This window comes from Methanospirillum hungatei JF-1, assembly GCF_000013445.1.
Classification (GTDB): Archaea; Halobacteriota; Methanomicrobia; order Methanomicrobiales; family Methanospirillaceae; genus Methanospirillum; species Methanospirillum hungatei.
The window spans coordinates 1,668,733-1,683,383 of sequence record NC_007796.1; the positions used below are offsets into that span (position 1 = coordinate 1,668,733).

The window sequence follows — 14,651 nt, forward strand, 5'->3', positions numbered from 1 at the left end:
TCGGCTGAATATATAAGCGATTTGGCTGATGCTCTGATTTTCAAACAAAAAGACGGTGTTCTGTGAGAAAAAACCGATCCATACAGGCAACTTTTATATAAAGCGGCAGATATTGATAGTGTAGATACATGGAATTCGAGGCATCAGGATTACTATTCAGGAAAGTCGCCCTCCCTGACCACCTGCCTGGATCCTTGTTCCTGCATCCTATGCCTGGCAGGTACGAAGACATAGGGACCTTTCTAGCAGAACTGGAAAAACGAAATATTCAGACGATAATCTCTCTTCCCTGCTTTGATGAGATTGCCAGCATATCTCCAGAGTACATGAAACTAATCAGGGATGAAGATCGGGCAATTACCATCGACTGCTTCCCGATTTCAGATTTCGGAGTTCCGGAGCGCCCTGATGACCTTCTGAAACTGGCAAAAAAATATGCAGAATACCTCAAAAAAGGAGATTCTATCCTTGTTCACTGCCGGATGGGGATAGGAAGAACCGGGCTTTTTGCTGTCGCTCTGCTCATGGCATCAGGAATTGAAAGACCTCTTGCGGAAAAGATAGTGCGGAGTGCAGGAGCCGGGCCGCAAACCCGGACCCAGGCTGACTTTTTACTATGGGCAGAACAGGCACTGAGAGAATAAACCCCCGGATTGCCAAATACAGAAAAAGTAGGATTTCAGGCCTTCTTCTGCTGTAGGTACCGCATCTTCCTTGAGAGCATCAGTCCGACAGAAGGGTCACCACCTAAAGAGAACGCCCGCTCATGGGCAACGGCAGCCTCTTCAAACCGGCCTGCATTTTGTAACGAATCCCCTTTTAAAAACCAGGCTTTGGCATTGGTATCATCAAGAGCCAGAATCCGGTCAAATGCTGCCGCAGCGGCATTATGATCTGCAGTCATCCAGAGCAGCTCTGCATACAACGACCATGCCTCAGTACTCTCCGGAGTTTTATCAATGAGCCGGCGAACAAGTGACAGTCCTTCTGCATATGAATCAGCCTCATAGAGGGATTTTACCCTTGCCAGCATCAGACCGGGATCATCAGGGATCTGCCGGAGTGCCTCTTCCACCGCCTGAGCTGCTTCATCCTCTCTCCCAAGCGTCTGTTCAATCTCTGCCTTCAATTTCCAGGCTTCGGCATTCTCCGGGTTCTGTTCGATAACCTGATCCAGCGGAGGTATTGCCGTCAGCAACTCACCGGATTTAATCAGACTTTGTGCATACCTGAAGAGAAGATCCATATCATCCGGACGATAAAGGATCGCCTGGGAGAGGGCAGCACTTGCAGATTCATACTTCCCCTGATGAAACAGAGCCTTCCCTTTCATCTCCCAGATCTCAGGATCATCCGGAACCACTTCAAGATACTGGTCAAACCGTGGAAGAGACTTGTCACATTTCCCGGTCTTATACAGGGCTACCCCCAGTTTTCGTATGAGATCTGGATCATCCTGTAGGAACTCTGCTGCTTTCAGGTAGGATTCACAAGCCTGATCATATTGCTGCAGACTATCATGGGCCGCCCCTTTCCGTTTCCATAACTCACCATTCAGCGGATCAAACCCGAGGACCTTGTCGATAACCGATATGGCCTCCGGATATTTCTCTGCTTCATAGAGGACAATCGCCTGCAAAGATAAGAGTTTTTTATTATTCGGGGCATATTTACACGCCTCAGTAAGAGCATTCGCAGCCTCATCAAACAACCCTTGGGCACGTTCAATCTCTGCCCGCATCCTCCAGAGATCAGGATTCTTCTCATCCTTGACCAGCAGGCGGGTGACACGACTATATGCTTCCCTGAACTGACCGGTGTGATACAAAGCACGCATGTATCCGGTAAGAACCTCAGTATCACTCGCATCAGGCTCACTGATGGCAGCATATGTCTGACAGGCACCCCGGAATGAACCCAGAGCAACCTGGATCTTTGCCTTCAGTTTTAATATCTCATTGTTTGACGGAGAGAGATCAAGGGCCTTTCCAACAGACTGCAGGGCATCTGCATACGCCTTCCTGGTATGCTGGACATCCGCAAGCAGATACCAGGCATCAGCAGACTGATCATTTAACTGGAGCGAATGTTTCAGAATAAATTCTGCTTTCTGAAGTTCATGTAATGCGACAAGTGCCTTCCCATGATAATACCAGGCCTGATCATCATCCGGATGATTATCTTCCACTCCCTCAAATGCGGTTATTGCCTCGGTAAACTGATAGAGCTCAAGGAGGGTCAGACCGGCCCAGAAAAGGGCATCAGTATGGTCCTTGTCCAGCTTTAATGTCTCTCTGAAATGATGCAGGGCTGCCTCATATTGTTTCAACTCATACTGGGCAACACCAAGAAGGAAGAGAACCTCTGCATCAGGTCCGAACAATTCAATAAACCGCTCTGATGCCTTGATAAGTTTCTGGTTTTCATGTTCATAGGCCAGAGCATTCAGGTATATCAGCCAGCTGTCAGAGGGGATCGGACCGAATTTACATGCACGCTCAAACGAATGAACCGACTGATGATATTCTCCCAGCTCAAAGCTGGTAATCGCATGGTTAATCCATGACTCCGGCTTTGCATTCTTTGTCTCTGCAGCATGTTCGAATGATTCAAGAGCCGCCGGGTGACTGTCAAGCAGCCGGAGAGCAAGTCCACGCTGATTCCAGGCGGTTGGGTTTTCAGGATCAAGTTCCAGGGCTTTTTCATATGCAGCAATTGCTTCCTGGTACTGTCCGCGTTCAATCTGGGTATCCCCAAGCATGATCCAGATGTTTACTTTCCGGGGACTGAGCTGGGCTGCATGGGTGTATGCAGCTGCTGCCCGGCTGAATTCATACTGGGCAACGGCGACCATTCCGATACCAACCCAGGAGTTGACATTTTTCGGATTGAGTTTTAAGGACTGCTGGAAGGATTTCATGGCATCCTTGTACCATTTAAGTTTATAGAGGGCAGCACCATGATTATGCCAGACGGAGGGATTGTCTTTTCCCAGTTGCAATGCCCGGTTAAATGCCTGGAGAGCACTATCATACTTCTTCAGATGCATCAAAGTAAGGCCATGATTATTGTAAAAGGTGACCGACTCCTGGCCTTCATTGATGATCTGGTTTAATATATCGGTGACGGCAGCCTTATCATCAGATAACTCGGCTTTCAGGATTGAGTACGAGTACCGGGTATCAAGATCCCAGGGTTCAAGCTTCAGCACGTGCTCATATGCACTGGTAGCCTGAGGGATATCACCTGAATCTGCAAGCAGGTCTGCTATCATTCGCCAGGCATCAGCATAGTCCGGATCGATCTTTAGGGCTTTTTTCAGGGCATCGATCGCCTGTTCCCGCTCTTCAAGATGGACAAGAGTGTTTGCAAGGCCGAAAAATGCAACCGGATCATCTGGATTTATCTCAATGGCAAAGTAATAGGCATCAAGTGCGTCGGTATATTCTCCAAGCTGGACATGACAATAGCCTTTTAAAACCCAGACTTCCGCCTGTTCCGCCCCCCAGTCAATCGCCATGTCAAGGTCGGTGAGAGCTTCACGAAACTTGCCAAGTGCAAGATAGCAGGCACCCCGGTACATCCATCCCTGATCATTCTCAGATTCACGCTCGACAAGCCGGGTTAAAACAGGGATGGCCTCTTTATACATGCCGACTTCATGCATCGACATACCAAGGCGAAGCTGGGCCTGCAGATTATCCGGATCGTACTTCAGAGCGTTCCGGTACATCTTCATGGCATCCCGGTGACGCTCCTGCTTTGCCAGAACTATTCCGGTCTGATACCAGAGTTCTGAGTTTTCAGGATCGATGCGAAGACCTTCTTTGAATGCATAGTACGCACGGTCCTGCTGATCCTTTTTGAGGAACGCCATCCCCATTGACAGCCATTTCTGAACTTTATCGGCCGTTCCAATCTCTTTTGCCAGAATTCTCCTCCAGGCTGACCTCTACCGGAGATACTCACTCTCTAAAAAATCTGCATATGATAGGTGGATGACATGATACATTAAAGTACACAAACCCTGGAGTCCTGGTCCTGACAGGGAGGCCTCAGTCTTCCCCCTCATTGCCCGAATTTACCTTTCTTTGGGTATAAAAACGATTGTATCCGGTCTCCTGCATCATCGCCAGGGATGAACACAAGGAGGGGAAGATCCATCCTGCTCTGCCTGCCGATACCGTGACAGAGTACCCCTTCCAGAACAGTACCCTCAAATCAGACTTACAGCAGACTTGAAGGGTTGGATCTGCCTGAACCTCACACTCTTTCAATGGTGCAGGTTATCCATTCCTGGTTAAAGGTCGGGGAATATTTATTGTAAAAGTTTATTGCCGGTTCATTCCATTCAAGCACCTGCCAGACCACCCCGTTCAGATTCTTCTTTCTGGCATCATCAAGAACGGCGTCAAATAGCATCTTACCAATTCCGCATCCCCTGAACTCTTCTGTTACGATGATATCTTCAAGATACAGCCGTTGTCCTTTCCATGTGGAATACCGGATATAATAGAGAGCAAATCCGACAATATCATCATCGACTTCAGCAACGATCCCCCACCAGACCGGACAGGGACCAAACCCGGATTCTTCGAAATGCTCTAATGATACTTCAACTTCATGCAATGCACGTTCATATTCTGCAAGCTCCCTGATAAGTTCAAGGAGTTGTGGGCAGTCATTACGAACTGCAGGTCGGATGGTTACGCTCATTTATCCATATTGTATTTGTCGCACCCTGATTATATTTGATAAAGCTCCAATAGCAAAGGGGTTAGGTAATAAAGCACATGACATCACCAGAATCTTTTTCAGATCTTACCGATTTGCTCATCCGGGTCATCCATCAGGCTGTTGATATTGAAAAACACCCGGTGGATGTGGGGTATGGTGATGTTCTTTCTGCATCTGAAATCCATCTCATAGATATCGCCGGCAGATATCCGAAGGAAAAACTCTCTGAAATCGCAACACGACTGGGCATCACAAAAGGGGCAGTCACCCAGATGGTCCAGAAGCTTGAGGAGAAGGGATACGTAAAGAGAGTCAGAAGCACTGAAAGCAAGAAGACCGTATATCTAGATCTCACTTCCAAGGGAATGCAGGCGTTCCGATGGCACACCGATCTCCATTCCCGGCTTCAGGCAGACTTTTTGAAGGAGATATCAGATATGCCGGAAGAACAGATAGAGGGGGCGATATCCATCCTCCGGTGCTATGAAAAAATTCTCCAGAGAAGTATGGAGATCAGGGATAAATCTCCGGATTCAGAATAGGTCTCTAATCCTTACTCTGAATATTGTGAAGGGAGCCGAATGAATTATGATAATTTAGTAACTAAACTATTGTGAGACAATGACACAGACACCTCATCTCATCTTTGCCTCGATCACCGAATCTGACAAAGAACCAGTCATCGCCCTGTTCAATTACTATATTGAACATACCAATGCTGCCTTTCTTGAGTCTCCGCTGCCATCATCATATTTCGATGTATTACTGCCAGTCATTGAGCAGTACCCGTCCGTATCGGTAAAAGAGAACGGAGCACTCATCGGGTTTGGCTTGTTACGCCCCCATAATCCCATGCCAGCATTTCGAAATACTGCGGTCATCTCGTACTTCCTGGACCCTGCATATACCGGGAAGGGGATTGGATCAAAAATGCTGAATTTCTTGATCGAGAAAGCACGGGAAAAAGGCATCCGATCCATTCTTGCTGAAATATCATCCCTCAATCCGGGAAGTGTCAGGTTTCATGAGAAAAACGGGTTTATTCACCGGGGACGGTTTGAACGGGTGGGTGTGAAGAATGGAAAAGAATTTGATACGATCTGGATGCAAAAATCTTTGTAGAACTCGTTATCAAGCGTGAATACAGTATCACGAAGATATATAGCGGTTCTAGCGGAACCATCCACATCCTTTTCAAAGAGTTTTTTAATCAAAAACAAAAAAATTTTACAGTTCTTCGATGATCTTCATCCAATCCTTGCCGGTTTTGTGGGCAACATCTTTGATAATATTGGACAGGGTTCCTACTTTTAATGGATCGTGCAATGGAACAGTAATTCCGAACAGTTCACCGTGTACCACTCATTCAAGACGAACATGACTTCCTGTTTGTCTGACTTTTGGAAACCCTATTGAAATTAGGTACGAGATAAGATCATTTCCAGATATATTTTAAGGTACTTTCATACGGCAATAACAACATCCTTTACAATATGGAGTCTAATCAGACTGGGAATATCATCATCGCCAAAATGACACATTACCGCATCACGGACCATATCTCGAAGTTCATCAAGAGTATCGGCCTCTGTATAAATTGAATGAGTCACCGAACGAGCTACATAGCCTCCTTCATCAGATTCTTCTACAAGAAAAATGATCTCGGTATCTCTATGTTTTGTCAGTAATAATCATGTCAAATTCATTAGGGTACGCAAATATAAAAGATTTATACATATAGAGATGAAAACTGGTTAAAATTAGTAGTACTTAAAGAAAGGGGCCATATTTTTTCACCTTCAATAATAATTAATCAGTCGAATTGTAACAAATGTATTGACACATGCTCATCCATCAAATCATCTTAACAAGGGTAATGGAACCTTGAACCGTCACAAACATACCCATACACAAGTCTCCCGGTTCATTTTCCTCTTTTTGTGCCAAACGATTCATTGACCCGTATGAACATGGTATCAGCAATTCCCACTAGTAACCTAAAGTCCGCCATTGACTTCAGTCCCTCAATAGGATTACACACTGTCATTATCTCATTTTTCCAAAAATTTATTGGGATTATTTCTTTTTCCTGGGAAAGTTGAGTTATAGTATCTTTTCAGAACAGATTTGAGATATGGTCTCTTTCACAACTCTTTGATAGTCGCCACGGTTACCATCAAACTTCCCGAATTCTTCCTTTCTGAAAATAAACCGAAATTGGACTTATGTTACTCCTGAATTATAGATTTTTATTGGGATATGGTTCGCATAATACGAGAAATCTTTGTCTAATGTATATATTTTAAGGTCTGCTTCAGTTGCAACAGCACAAATTAAAAAATCAGTAAGTGAGCCCTGAACTCCTGCCTTCCTACAGATATTGAAATATTTTGCTGCTTTTTCATAAATCTCTATTTTTAATGGCATATCTGGATAATGCGACAGATGATTTTTTAATTTTTCAAACTGTGCTGCTGATGAAATTCCGGATAATAATTCCTGCCTAATTGGTCCAATCATCACAACTCTTCCATCATGTATTAACTCAGTAAGATTGTGAATGATCTGTAGTTCTTTTTGGGTGTGAGAACCTGCCCTTCTCAAAGCGAGAGACCAGACAGAAGTATCAACAAGAATTTTCATTTATGTTTCGATATTTTTTATAATCGTAGTCTTCATCATAATCGACGGTCCCAAATTGGGAGATTATTTCGATCTGTTTCCTTCTTTGAATATATTCAATAAGTGCTTCGGTAATAACCCCTTTTTTAGTTTTTACTCCCCCAATTCGCTGTGCTTCCTTGATTAAATCATCATCTAATGCCAGGTTTGATGCCATAATTACACAATCTCCTACACATTACGTTACACATACGTGTGAAGGGCGGAGAGAAAAACCATTCGTTGTGCATTCCAGGTACCAGAAGTAAGGAGTGCGCCATTCACCACCTTTTTCCGGAATCCAACCCGTTCAGGCAAGTGCGGGGATGGTATCTGTCCAGATCTCGATGGTGGCAAGCCTCATCAGACTCATACCTGGTGACCAATACATTGCCCCGCATTGGTGACATTATACAGTTCACTATTCGCTGCATGACACCTGATCGGATTGTGGTAAAAAATCGCAGATCAATTCTTGGAAGACTGTGTGAGGGAACCTAATCCGGTTATCTGGTAATTGCAGGGATACATCTGCTAATTATTTATACAATAACGATATATAAAAGATAGATTATAGGCAATAGCCAGATTTTTCGGTATGCAGAGGGATGAGGGATGGAACGAGTGAGTGTATCGTGGATTTTGAGAGCTTGTCTGCTATTCATGCTCATTACCGCAGTATGGGGCGGAGTACAAGCCGAACAAGGATCTGATTATGTACCTGGTGAGGTCATCGTCAGATATGCAAACCTTGGATCAGGAACAGCGGTTGCATCTGTTGCGTCTTCACTGAACGCCCAGATTGGGGCTGAGACAATCTACACCGATGAGGTGATGGGAATAAATGGGATGCAGGTGGTAAAGGTCCCGGATACAATATCAGTACCGGATGCTGTTCAGTTTTACAAGTCAAATGAACATGTTCTCTATGCTGAACCGAACTATGTAATCACTCTGCCAACACCATTGGGGAAGGGAGAGAATATCATACAGGGACTGGACAGTGAAACACCAGGGATGACAATTCCGAATGACCCGGATTTTGATCTCCAGTGGGGCCTGTATAATACCCTTAACAGTAGTGCCGGCAGGGCAGATATCAGTGCTCCTGAGGCGTGGAATATATCCACCGGCTCATCTGATGTCATTGTGGCAGTCGTTGATTCGGGTGTTGACTATAACCATGAAGATCTCGCGGCTAACTGCCTGAAAGGATTTGACTTTGTAAACTATGATGAAGACCCCATGGACGATAATGGACACGGGACTCATTGTGCAGGGATCATTAGTGCAGTCACGGATAATTCAATCGGAATCGCCGGAGTCAGCTGGAATTCAAAGATTTTACCAGTAAAGGTCTTTGATGCCACCGGTGTCAGCAACACGGCCCTTGAGATCATGGGAATTGTGTATGCCAAGGAACAGGGTGCAAACATCATCTCCTGTTCATGGGGATCTCATATCTACAGTGAGGCCCTAAAGGACGCGATTGACAGTACAGATGCACTCTTTGTCTGTTCTGCAGGGAATGACGGATATGATAACGATGAAATACCCTATTATCCGGCAGGATATAACTCAGCTCATATCATATCTGTGGGTGCAAGTGATGAGTATGATATGCTCACCTGGTTCTCCAACTATGGTGCTGTTTCTGTTGACCTTCTTGCACCCGGGCAGAATATCTACAGTACCCTTCCGGGAGATTATGGGTTCATGGATGGAACCTCAATGTCTGTTCCTTTCGTATCCGGTACAGCAGCACTTATCAAGAGTGAAAAACCCGGCTATGATGCAGGCCAGATTAAGAACCTGATTCTCAACTCCGTTGACCAGAAATTCTGGCTGAATTCAACCTGTGCGACCGGGGGCAGACTCAATGCATATAAACCGCTCAGTCTTGTCCTCCCCTTAAATGCTGATTTTAAGGCAGAACCGGTATCAGGCACTATACCCCTGAACGTCCAGTTTGTTGATATGTCATCAGGTGAGCCAGAAACCTGGCACTGGACATTTGGTGACGGGTTTGAATCAACGTTGCAGAATCCCACCCATCTGTACATGAAACCAGGGAAATATTCGATAACCCTCACTATCTCCAAGGAAGGTCTCAGCTCAATTGCAGAGAAAGAGAATTTCATCCATGTAAAACCACCCTATCAGCCGGTGAAGGCATTCCCTGACGGAAAAGGAGGCTTTTACCCAGTTCCGACAGATGCGGACGATGACGGACTTTTTGAAGACATAAACGGAAACGGATGGCTTGAATACGAAGATCCAAAACTCCTCTTTGACCAGATCCTCTTTGCCATGAAAGAAGAACCCATCGGTCAGTTTGATTTTGATAAGAGCGGTTTTATCGGGTTTGGTGATGTTGTGAAATTATACCAGATGGTGTAGGTGATGCAGATGAAACAGACATATACTATCGGAGTGCTTGGTGCACTGATCCTCATTGCCGGCCTTATTGCACCGGTGTCAGCATACTCACTCCTCTTCTTTAACCCGTCAGTTGTCGAATCCAACCCGGGGGAAGAGCCGGCGATAGATCTCATCATGGAAGGATGTAATGCAGGAATTTCAGGATATGCCCTCTACCTTACCCTCGATAACCCCACGGTCGCTTCATTTGGTGAGATCAGCTTCCCCTCATGGGTCTCCATGAATAAGGTTGAACATATCAACAGTACGACCATCCTTATTCAGGGGGCTGACCTTGGAAACCAGGTTGAACCGGCATTGTCCATAGCAAATCTTGCGACCGTGAACATTCATGCTCTGACCGCAGGGTATGCAACATTGAGTGTCGAGCCGGTTGTCATTGATGATGACAGAAATGGCCGGTATGAACCGGTGAGTAAGACCGCAAGTATCGTTATATCAGGAGCCGGTCCGAATCCGATGATTCCCGCATCACAATAGGAGAGATACATGAAGCAGATATTTGCATATGAAGAACAGGCAGGGCGGATTGAACTATTTATAAGAATAGTGTACTCGTTTGTCGTCGGGATTGTTCTGATGATTTACGGATTTATCGCAGGTATCTGCATGCTCATCCAGTTTCTGGTAATTCTTATCCTTGGCCGGAGATCACGAAGCCTTTCAGATTTTATCCAGGGGTATCTGGAGTATTATGTCCATATCCTCCCGTATACCTCTTGTATGACGGATGAACGGCCGGGGATCCTCCCCTCACCAGTGAGTATCTACGAGGAAGAGAAAGTTTAATTGCTGTCTCTGTGAGACTCTCTCACATGGCAGGCATTATTATCGATGCCAAGGTTGACCGGATCCAGGTACCGGAAAACCTTCGATATTTTCGATTAATTGAAGAGCAACAGGAGCGGTGTGCGGAGAAAGGGTGCCAGGAAGAGTTTTTTAAGTTCGGGCTTGGACAATCTCCCTTCCCGGTTCCGGCACCTCTCCAAAAAGCGCTCTCCCTTCACAGCGGTATGGGATCATACGCTGACCCGATTGGGAACATAGAGGTTCGTGAAGCGGTTGCATCCTTTTACAAAACACGATTTGACCTGGATGTTGAGCCATACCGGGTGATAACCGGGCATGGTGCGAAAGGACTTATCTTTTCTATCTTTACGCTGATAACCGGTTCAGTCATCATTCCTTCTCCCGGATGGCTCGGATACCTGCCTCAGCTCCGGATCCTGAATGTTCCCTATTACCGGCTCTATACCCATGGTGCCAATAACTTTAAGATCCGCCCGCAGACTCTGGAGGCGATGCTCAAGGGACTGGTAAAAACCCAGCACCTGCTCATCCTGAATAATCCGGGTAACCCGACCGGGGCACTGTATACCAAAGAGGAACTGAACGATATTGCGAATGTATGCAGAAAATACAACACCTTCATCCTCTCTGATGAGGTATACAGTCTCCTGACCTATGATCCCGGCTCATTTGTGAGCATGGGAAAGATATACCCGGAGGGCACTTTTGTCATTCACAGCCTGTCTGCGGGTATGGGGGCAGGGGGATTCCGGCTTGGAAGCTGCATTATGCCTGAAGGAATCAGCCCATCTGCCATTCGTGATGTCGCAAAGATTGCTGCAACCATCTATACCAGTTCTGCCGCACCACTCCAGCAGGCAGGTATTGCTGCATACCGGTCCGGAGAAGAGATGGACCAGTACCTGGAAGCGGTCAGAAATATTCTTCGGATCATGACCAGCAGGCTTGCACACATGTGCGGAGCCATTGAGGGCATCAGAGTCACGGTCCCCAAGGCTGGATTTTACTTCATGGTGGATATGAATCCGCTCACAGATGCACTTCAGAAAGCAGGGATTATGTACTCCAATGATCTGGCCCCTGCTCTCATATCACATCCCTATCATATCGCGACCGTCACCGGTGAAGCAATGATGGCCCCGTATGGTGATTTTTTCATACGGTTTGCCTGTACTGATTTTGACGGAGAATCAGCTCTTCTTGAATACCTGGAAAAACCCCCGGCACCTGAAGAAGAAGAGGCTTTCTTTGAAAAGTATGGGAGAAGGATGATTGAAGGGATGAGAATGTTTCAAAAATGGGTCGGTGATATCAGGGATGGGACATTCCGGATGCCGGCCCTGTAATACCTCGTATCATTTTTTACCGGTTCGTCACAGTCTGATCTCGTAGTCAGGCTCTGCATATATAACTGAAGTCTGATTTTTATATGCCTGTACTCCTTCAGACGGGGTCATGTTCCCGGAAAGTTCAACCAGATGCAGCCCGGACAAGCCTTCGGGGGTGAAATCCCTGAGCAACGTTGCATTCAGTGATGCATGAGTCTGGTTTGCATACACAGAAAGGTTTGCACCATCTGGAAATGCTTTGACATTGAACTGGACAAGCAGGCGGGCTGGTCGCTTCGGTGTGCCGTTTTGTGTGAGGGAACCAGTATCAGGAGTTACATTCTTCCCTTCTATGGCCCCGGTGTTGCTCTCAATGGTATATACAACATTCCGCTCAGCATATTTCACATACGGAAGGCTCTGGTAATATGCAATGCTCTCTTCCAGAGTCATCCCTGGCGGTAGCTGAACCAGCTGGAGTCCGGGAAGTCCGAGCTCATTATAGTCCGTCTTCACTGTTGCCCCGATATATGCATGAGAAGCATTGGCAGCCGCCTGCAGGGCTGTTGTATTCCAGAGTTCAGGGTTAAACCGGACTAAGAGTTCACCCTGCATTGATTCATTCTGTACATCCCCGACAGGTGTTGTCACCGTTTCCCCTTCCTTTTTTACAACACTGAGGGTATCTCCAATAACAAATACCCCGCAGATGAGAAGTAACCCCATTACCAGCATAAGACCCATAGACCTTTGCATAAAGAGGATATTAGGAGCCTGGAGATAATAGGCTTGCTGTATCAAAAGAATTTCTTCTGAAAAAGTCAACAGATCAGTATGACTGGTACGAATGCCGGCCCTGTATACCGGTTTTCTTCCTGCATGCATATCCTTCCGCCCTCATTTCTGGATGAACTCTTCAGGGTATCAGCCGTGCCCGGGATCATCTCTTTTGCAGGCGGACTTCCTGATGCATCACTCTTTGATCTACAGGGAATCAGGCAGGCAACAGAAGCAGTCTTTGATGAGCATGGGAGAGCAGCCCTTCAGTATACCACCACCGACGGGTATCGTCCCTTACGGGAGATAATTGCCCGCCGGTATTATACGCGGCTGGGACTTTTGGTCAGCGCTGACGAGATACAAATAGTAAATGGGTCACAGCAGGCTCTTGACCTTATGGCAAAAATACTGACCAGCCCTGGAGACTCGATCCTAATCGAACGCCCCGGATATCTGGGTGCCATCGAAGCCTTTTCATTTTATAGCCCTGTTTTTTCTCCGGTTCCGCCCGATGATGAGGGACCTGACCCTGACTATCTTGCCAATATCATCAGGACAGAAGACCCGGTTTTCTTTTACGGGATTCCGAATTCACAAAACCCGTCAGGATGTACCTGGTCAGATATGCGACGAAGGGAGGTGGCTGACATCCTCTCCGGAACTGACTGTCTGCTCTATGAAGATGATGCCTTTGGAGAACTCTTCTTTGACGGAAAGCCACGCCAGCCGGTGATGAAACACCTGCCAGACCAGGTCATGATGAGCGGATCATTCTCAAAAGTAGTCGCCCCGGGACTTCGCATCGGATGGATTCGGGCACCCAGACCTGTTCTGGCCGCATTTAACCGGGCAAAGCAGGCAGCAGATCTCCACTCAAATCTCTTCTCCCAGATGGTCCTGACCGAGTATATGACCAGAAATAATCCTGATGAGAAGATACGTGCGATGGGACGGGAGTATGGAGAGCGATGCCGGCTCATGACCGACCTTATTGAGGATATGCTGCCCGATACCGTCGGTCACACGAATCCTGTCGGTGGGATGTTCCTGATGCTGACCCTCCCGGATTCCATGCATTCGATGGAGATATTTGAGAAGGGTATTCAGGAAGGGGTTGCAGTAATGCCCGGTGTTCCCTTTTATGTTGATGACGGCGGATGCAGAACCATCAGACTGAACTTCTCTGCCTCCTCGAAAGAGCAGATAGAGGCAGGTATGAGCCGCCTTGCCCGGGTGTTTCGGGATATGGCATGACCAGTCTTCTGATGACTTGAAATAGAGGAATCAGCAACATGTACATCATGGACAGCCGGACTGAGAACCGGGCAGAAGATCCGGCCAAGAAGGCATATATTGAGGGCCTGAAACGATATCGTGACGGCGATATGAAGGAGGCCTGCAATTATTTCACAAGCGCTATAGCAGGGGGTATTACTGATTTTGATATTCTCTACTACCGGGGAATGTGCCACCTTGATGCCGGACGGTATGCGGAGGCATTGACTGATTTTGAAGTGCTTATCAGACAGTATCCGGACAACATCGAGTACCTCTTCCGCCGTGGATTTATCAGATATAAGACGGGGGATATACCGGGAGCAATTAGTGATTTGACGATGGTGCCTCCGGATCACCCGGACTTTTCCATTCGGTGGCATTACCTTTCGGTACTCTATTATAAAACCGGAAATTATGATGCAGCACTGGAAGCGATAGAAAAAGCGCTCTCACTCTTCCCGACCATGCCAAAAGTCTGGTTTAATGCAGGCATCATCATGCAGGCCGGAGGGCTGTCAGACCGTGCAGACCTTGCAATATCAACGGCGGCACGACTTGAGCCAAAACTTGCCAATGCAAAAAGAGAAATTCTCGAATAAATCTGAAAGACAGGAA

At 46.6% G+C, this 14,651-nt stretch carries 16 protein-coding genes; 9 read left to right on the forward strand and 7 right to left on the reverse strand.

Annotation, left to right across the window (positions count from 1 at the left end; all coding sequences use genetic code 11):
* The first annotated feature begins 128 nt into the window (after positions 1–128).
* The gene (locus tag MHUN_RS17470; protein WP_011448451.1) at positions 129–644 is read left to right on the forward strand and encodes a protein-tyrosine phosphatase family protein; all 516 of its coding nucleotides are present in this window, start codon (positions 129–131) and stop codon (positions 642–644) included.
* 35 nt (positions 645–679) lie between these two features.
* Here the strand turns inward: MHUN_RS17470 and MHUN_RS07565 are convergent, their stop codons facing one another.
* Positions 680–3,877, reverse strand: coding sequence for a tetratricopeptide repeat protein (locus tag MHUN_RS07565; protein WP_158498189.1), 3,198 nt, complete (start codon positions 3,875–3,877; stop codon positions 680–682).
* 386 nt (positions 3,878–4,263) lie between these two features.
* Positions 4,264–4,716 carry a GNAT family N-acetyltransferase gene (locus MHUN_RS07575; RefSeq protein ID WP_011448453.1) on the reverse strand — a complete coding sequence of 151 codons (453 nt, stop codon included), beginning with the start codon at positions 4,714–4,716 and terminating at the stop codon, positions 4,264–4,266.
* A gap of 77 nt (positions 4,717–4,793) precedes the next feature.
* On the opposite strand from MHUN_RS07575, the gene MHUN_RS07580 reads away from it, so the two are divergent.
* Together MHUN_RS07580 and MHUN_RS07585 are read left to right on the forward strand one after the other, a co-directional pair.
* A complete protein-coding gene (locus MHUN_RS07580) occupies positions 4,794–5,279 on the forward strand; it encodes a MarR family winged helix-turn-helix transcriptional regulator (RefSeq protein WP_011448454.1) in 486 nt (161 codons plus the stop codon).
* 79 nt (positions 5,280–5,358) lie between these two features.
* Positions 5,359–5,859: a GNAT family N-acetyltransferase gene (locus MHUN_RS07585; RefSeq protein ID WP_011448455.1), complete on the forward strand. Its 501-nt coding sequence runs from the start codon at positions 5,359–5,361 to the stop codon at positions 5,857–5,859.
* A gap of 105 nt (positions 5,860–5,964) precedes the next feature.
* Here MHUN_RS07585 and MHUN_RS19730 read toward each other — a convergent pair whose 3' ends face one another.
* The 4 genes from MHUN_RS19730 to MHUN_RS07605 all read right to left on the reverse strand — a co-directional run bounded on the left by MHUN_RS19730 (position 5,965) and on the right by MHUN_RS07605 (position 7,576).
* The gene (locus tag MHUN_RS19730; protein ID WP_275039205.1) at positions 5,965–6,099 is read right to left on the reverse strand and encodes a hypothetical protein; all 135 of its coding nucleotides are present in this window, start codon (positions 6,097–6,099) and stop codon (positions 5,965–5,967) included.
* A gap of 101 nt (positions 6,100–6,200) precedes the next feature.
* Positions 6,201–6,347, reverse strand: coding sequence for a hypothetical protein (locus MHUN_RS07595; protein ID WP_011448456.1), 147 nt, complete (start codon positions 6,345–6,347; stop codon positions 6,201–6,203).
* Between the two features lie 613 nt (positions 6,348–6,960).
* A complete protein-coding gene (locus MHUN_RS07600) occupies positions 6,961–7,380 on the reverse strand; it encodes a type II toxin-antitoxin system VapC family toxin (protein ID WP_011448457.1) in 420 nt (139 codons plus the stop codon).
* Entirely contained in the window at positions 7,364–7,576 is a 213-nt protein-coding gene (locus MHUN_RS07605) for a type II toxin-antitoxin system VapB family antitoxin (protein WP_011448458.1), read from the reverse strand. The genes MHUN_RS07600 and MHUN_RS07605 overlap by 17 nt, the downstream gene beginning before the upstream one ends.
* A 437-nt stretch (positions 7,577–8,013) precedes the next feature.
* On the opposite strand from MHUN_RS07605, the gene MHUN_RS17475 reads away from it, so the two are divergent.
* The 4 genes from MHUN_RS17475 to MHUN_RS07625 are packed head-to-tail and all read left to right on the forward strand — an operon-like array spanning position 8,014 to position 11,996.
* Complete coding sequence (locus MHUN_RS17475; RefSeq protein WP_011448459.1) at positions 8,014–9,798, forward strand: S8 family serine peptidase; 1,785 nt, start codon at positions 8,014–8,016, stop codon at positions 9,796–9,798.
* A gap of 9 nt (positions 9,799–9,807) precedes the next feature.
* The gene (locus tag MHUN_RS07615) at positions 9,808–10,320 is read left to right on the forward strand and encodes a hypothetical protein (protein ID WP_011448460.1); all 513 of its coding nucleotides are present in this window, start codon (positions 9,808–9,810) and stop codon (positions 10,318–10,320) included.
* A gap of 9 nt (positions 10,321–10,329) precedes the next feature.
* Positions 10,330–10,629, forward strand: a complete 300-nt coding sequence (locus tag MHUN_RS07620) for a DUF4389 domain-containing protein (protein WP_011448461.1) — start codon at positions 10,330–10,332, stop codon at positions 10,627–10,629.
* A 26-nt stretch (positions 10,630–10,655) separates the two neighbouring features.
* On the forward strand, positions 10,656–11,996 hold the full coding sequence (locus MHUN_RS07625) for a pyridoxal phosphate-dependent aminotransferase (protein ID WP_011448462.1): 1,341 nt from the start codon (positions 10,656–10,658) through the stop codon (positions 11,994–11,996).
* A gap of 27 nt (positions 11,997–12,023) precedes the next feature.
* On the opposite strand, the gene MHUN_RS07630 is transcribed toward MHUN_RS07625, so the two are convergent.
* Entirely contained in the window at positions 12,024–12,734 is a 711-nt protein-coding gene (locus MHUN_RS07630; protein WP_143709413.1) for a S8 family serine peptidase, read from the reverse strand.
* 78 nt (positions 12,735–12,812) lie between these two features.
* Between MHUN_RS07630 and MHUN_RS07635 the strand changes: the two genes are divergently transcribed.
* Together MHUN_RS07635 and MHUN_RS07640 are read left to right on the forward strand one after the other, a co-directional pair.
* Complete coding sequence (locus tag MHUN_RS07635) at positions 12,813–14,012, forward strand: PLP-dependent aminotransferase family protein (RefSeq protein WP_011448463.1); 1,200 nt, start codon at positions 12,813–12,815, stop codon at positions 14,010–14,012.
* 47 nt (positions 14,013–14,059) lie between these two features.
* A complete protein-coding gene (locus MHUN_RS07640; RefSeq protein WP_048067380.1) occupies positions 14,060–14,635 on the forward strand; it encodes a tetratricopeptide repeat protein in 576 nt (191 codons plus the stop codon).
* The last annotated feature ends 16 nt before the right edge of the window (positions 14,636–14,651 follow it).

Bases quoted from the DNA above. Each gene is read 5' to 3' on its own strand.
- MHUN_RS17470 (WP_011448451.1), top strand. From the start codon at position 129: ATGGAATTCGAGGCATCAGGATTACTATTCAGGAAAGTCGCCCTCCCT.
- MHUN_RS07565 (WP_158498189.1), bottom strand. From the start codon at position 3,877: ATGGCGTTCCTCAAAAAGGATCAGCAGGACCGTGCGTACTATGCATTC.
- MHUN_RS07575 (WP_011448453.1), bottom strand. From the start codon at position 4,716: ATGAGCGTAACCATCCGACCTGCAGTTCGTAATGACTGCCCACAACTC.
- MHUN_RS07580 (WP_011448454.1), top strand. From the start codon at position 4,794: ATGACATCACCAGAATCTTTTTCAGATCTTACCGATTTGCTCATCCGG.
- MHUN_RS07585 (WP_011448455.1), top strand. From the start codon at position 5,359: ATGACACAGACACCTCATCTCATCTTTGCCTCGATCACCGAATCTGAC.
- MHUN_RS07600 (WP_011448457.1), bottom strand. From the start codon at position 7,380: ATGAAAATTCTTGTTGATACTTCTGTCTGGTCTCTCGCTTTGAGAAGG.
- MHUN_RS07605 (WP_011448458.1), bottom strand. From the start codon at position 7,576: ATGGCATCAAACCTGGCATTAGATGATGATTTAATCAAGGAAGCACAG.
- MHUN_RS17475 (WP_011448459.1), top strand. From the start codon at position 8,014: ATGGAACGAGTGAGTGTATCGTGGATTTTGAGAGCTTGTCTGCTATTC.
- MHUN_RS07615 (WP_011448460.1), top strand. From the start codon at position 9,808: ATGAAACAGACATATACTATCGGAGTGCTTGGTGCACTGATCCTCATT.
- MHUN_RS07620 (WP_011448461.1), top strand. From the start codon at position 10,330: ATGAAGCAGATATTTGCATATGAAGAACAGGCAGGGCGGATTGAACTA.
- MHUN_RS07625 (WP_011448462.1), top strand. From the start codon at position 10,656: ATGGCAGGCATTATTATCGATGCCAAGGTTGACCGGATCCAGGTACCG.
- MHUN_RS07630 (WP_143709413.1), bottom strand. From the start codon at position 12,734: ATGCAAAGGTCTATGGGTCTTATGCTGGTAATGGGGTTACTTCTCATC.
- MHUN_RS07635 (WP_011448463.1), top strand. From the start codon at position 12,813: ATGACTGGTACGAATGCCGGCCCTGTATACCGGTTTTCTTCCTGCATG.
- MHUN_RS07640 (WP_048067380.1), top strand. From the start codon at position 14,060: ATGGACAGCCGGACTGAGAACCGGGCAGAAGATCCGGCCAAGAAGGCA.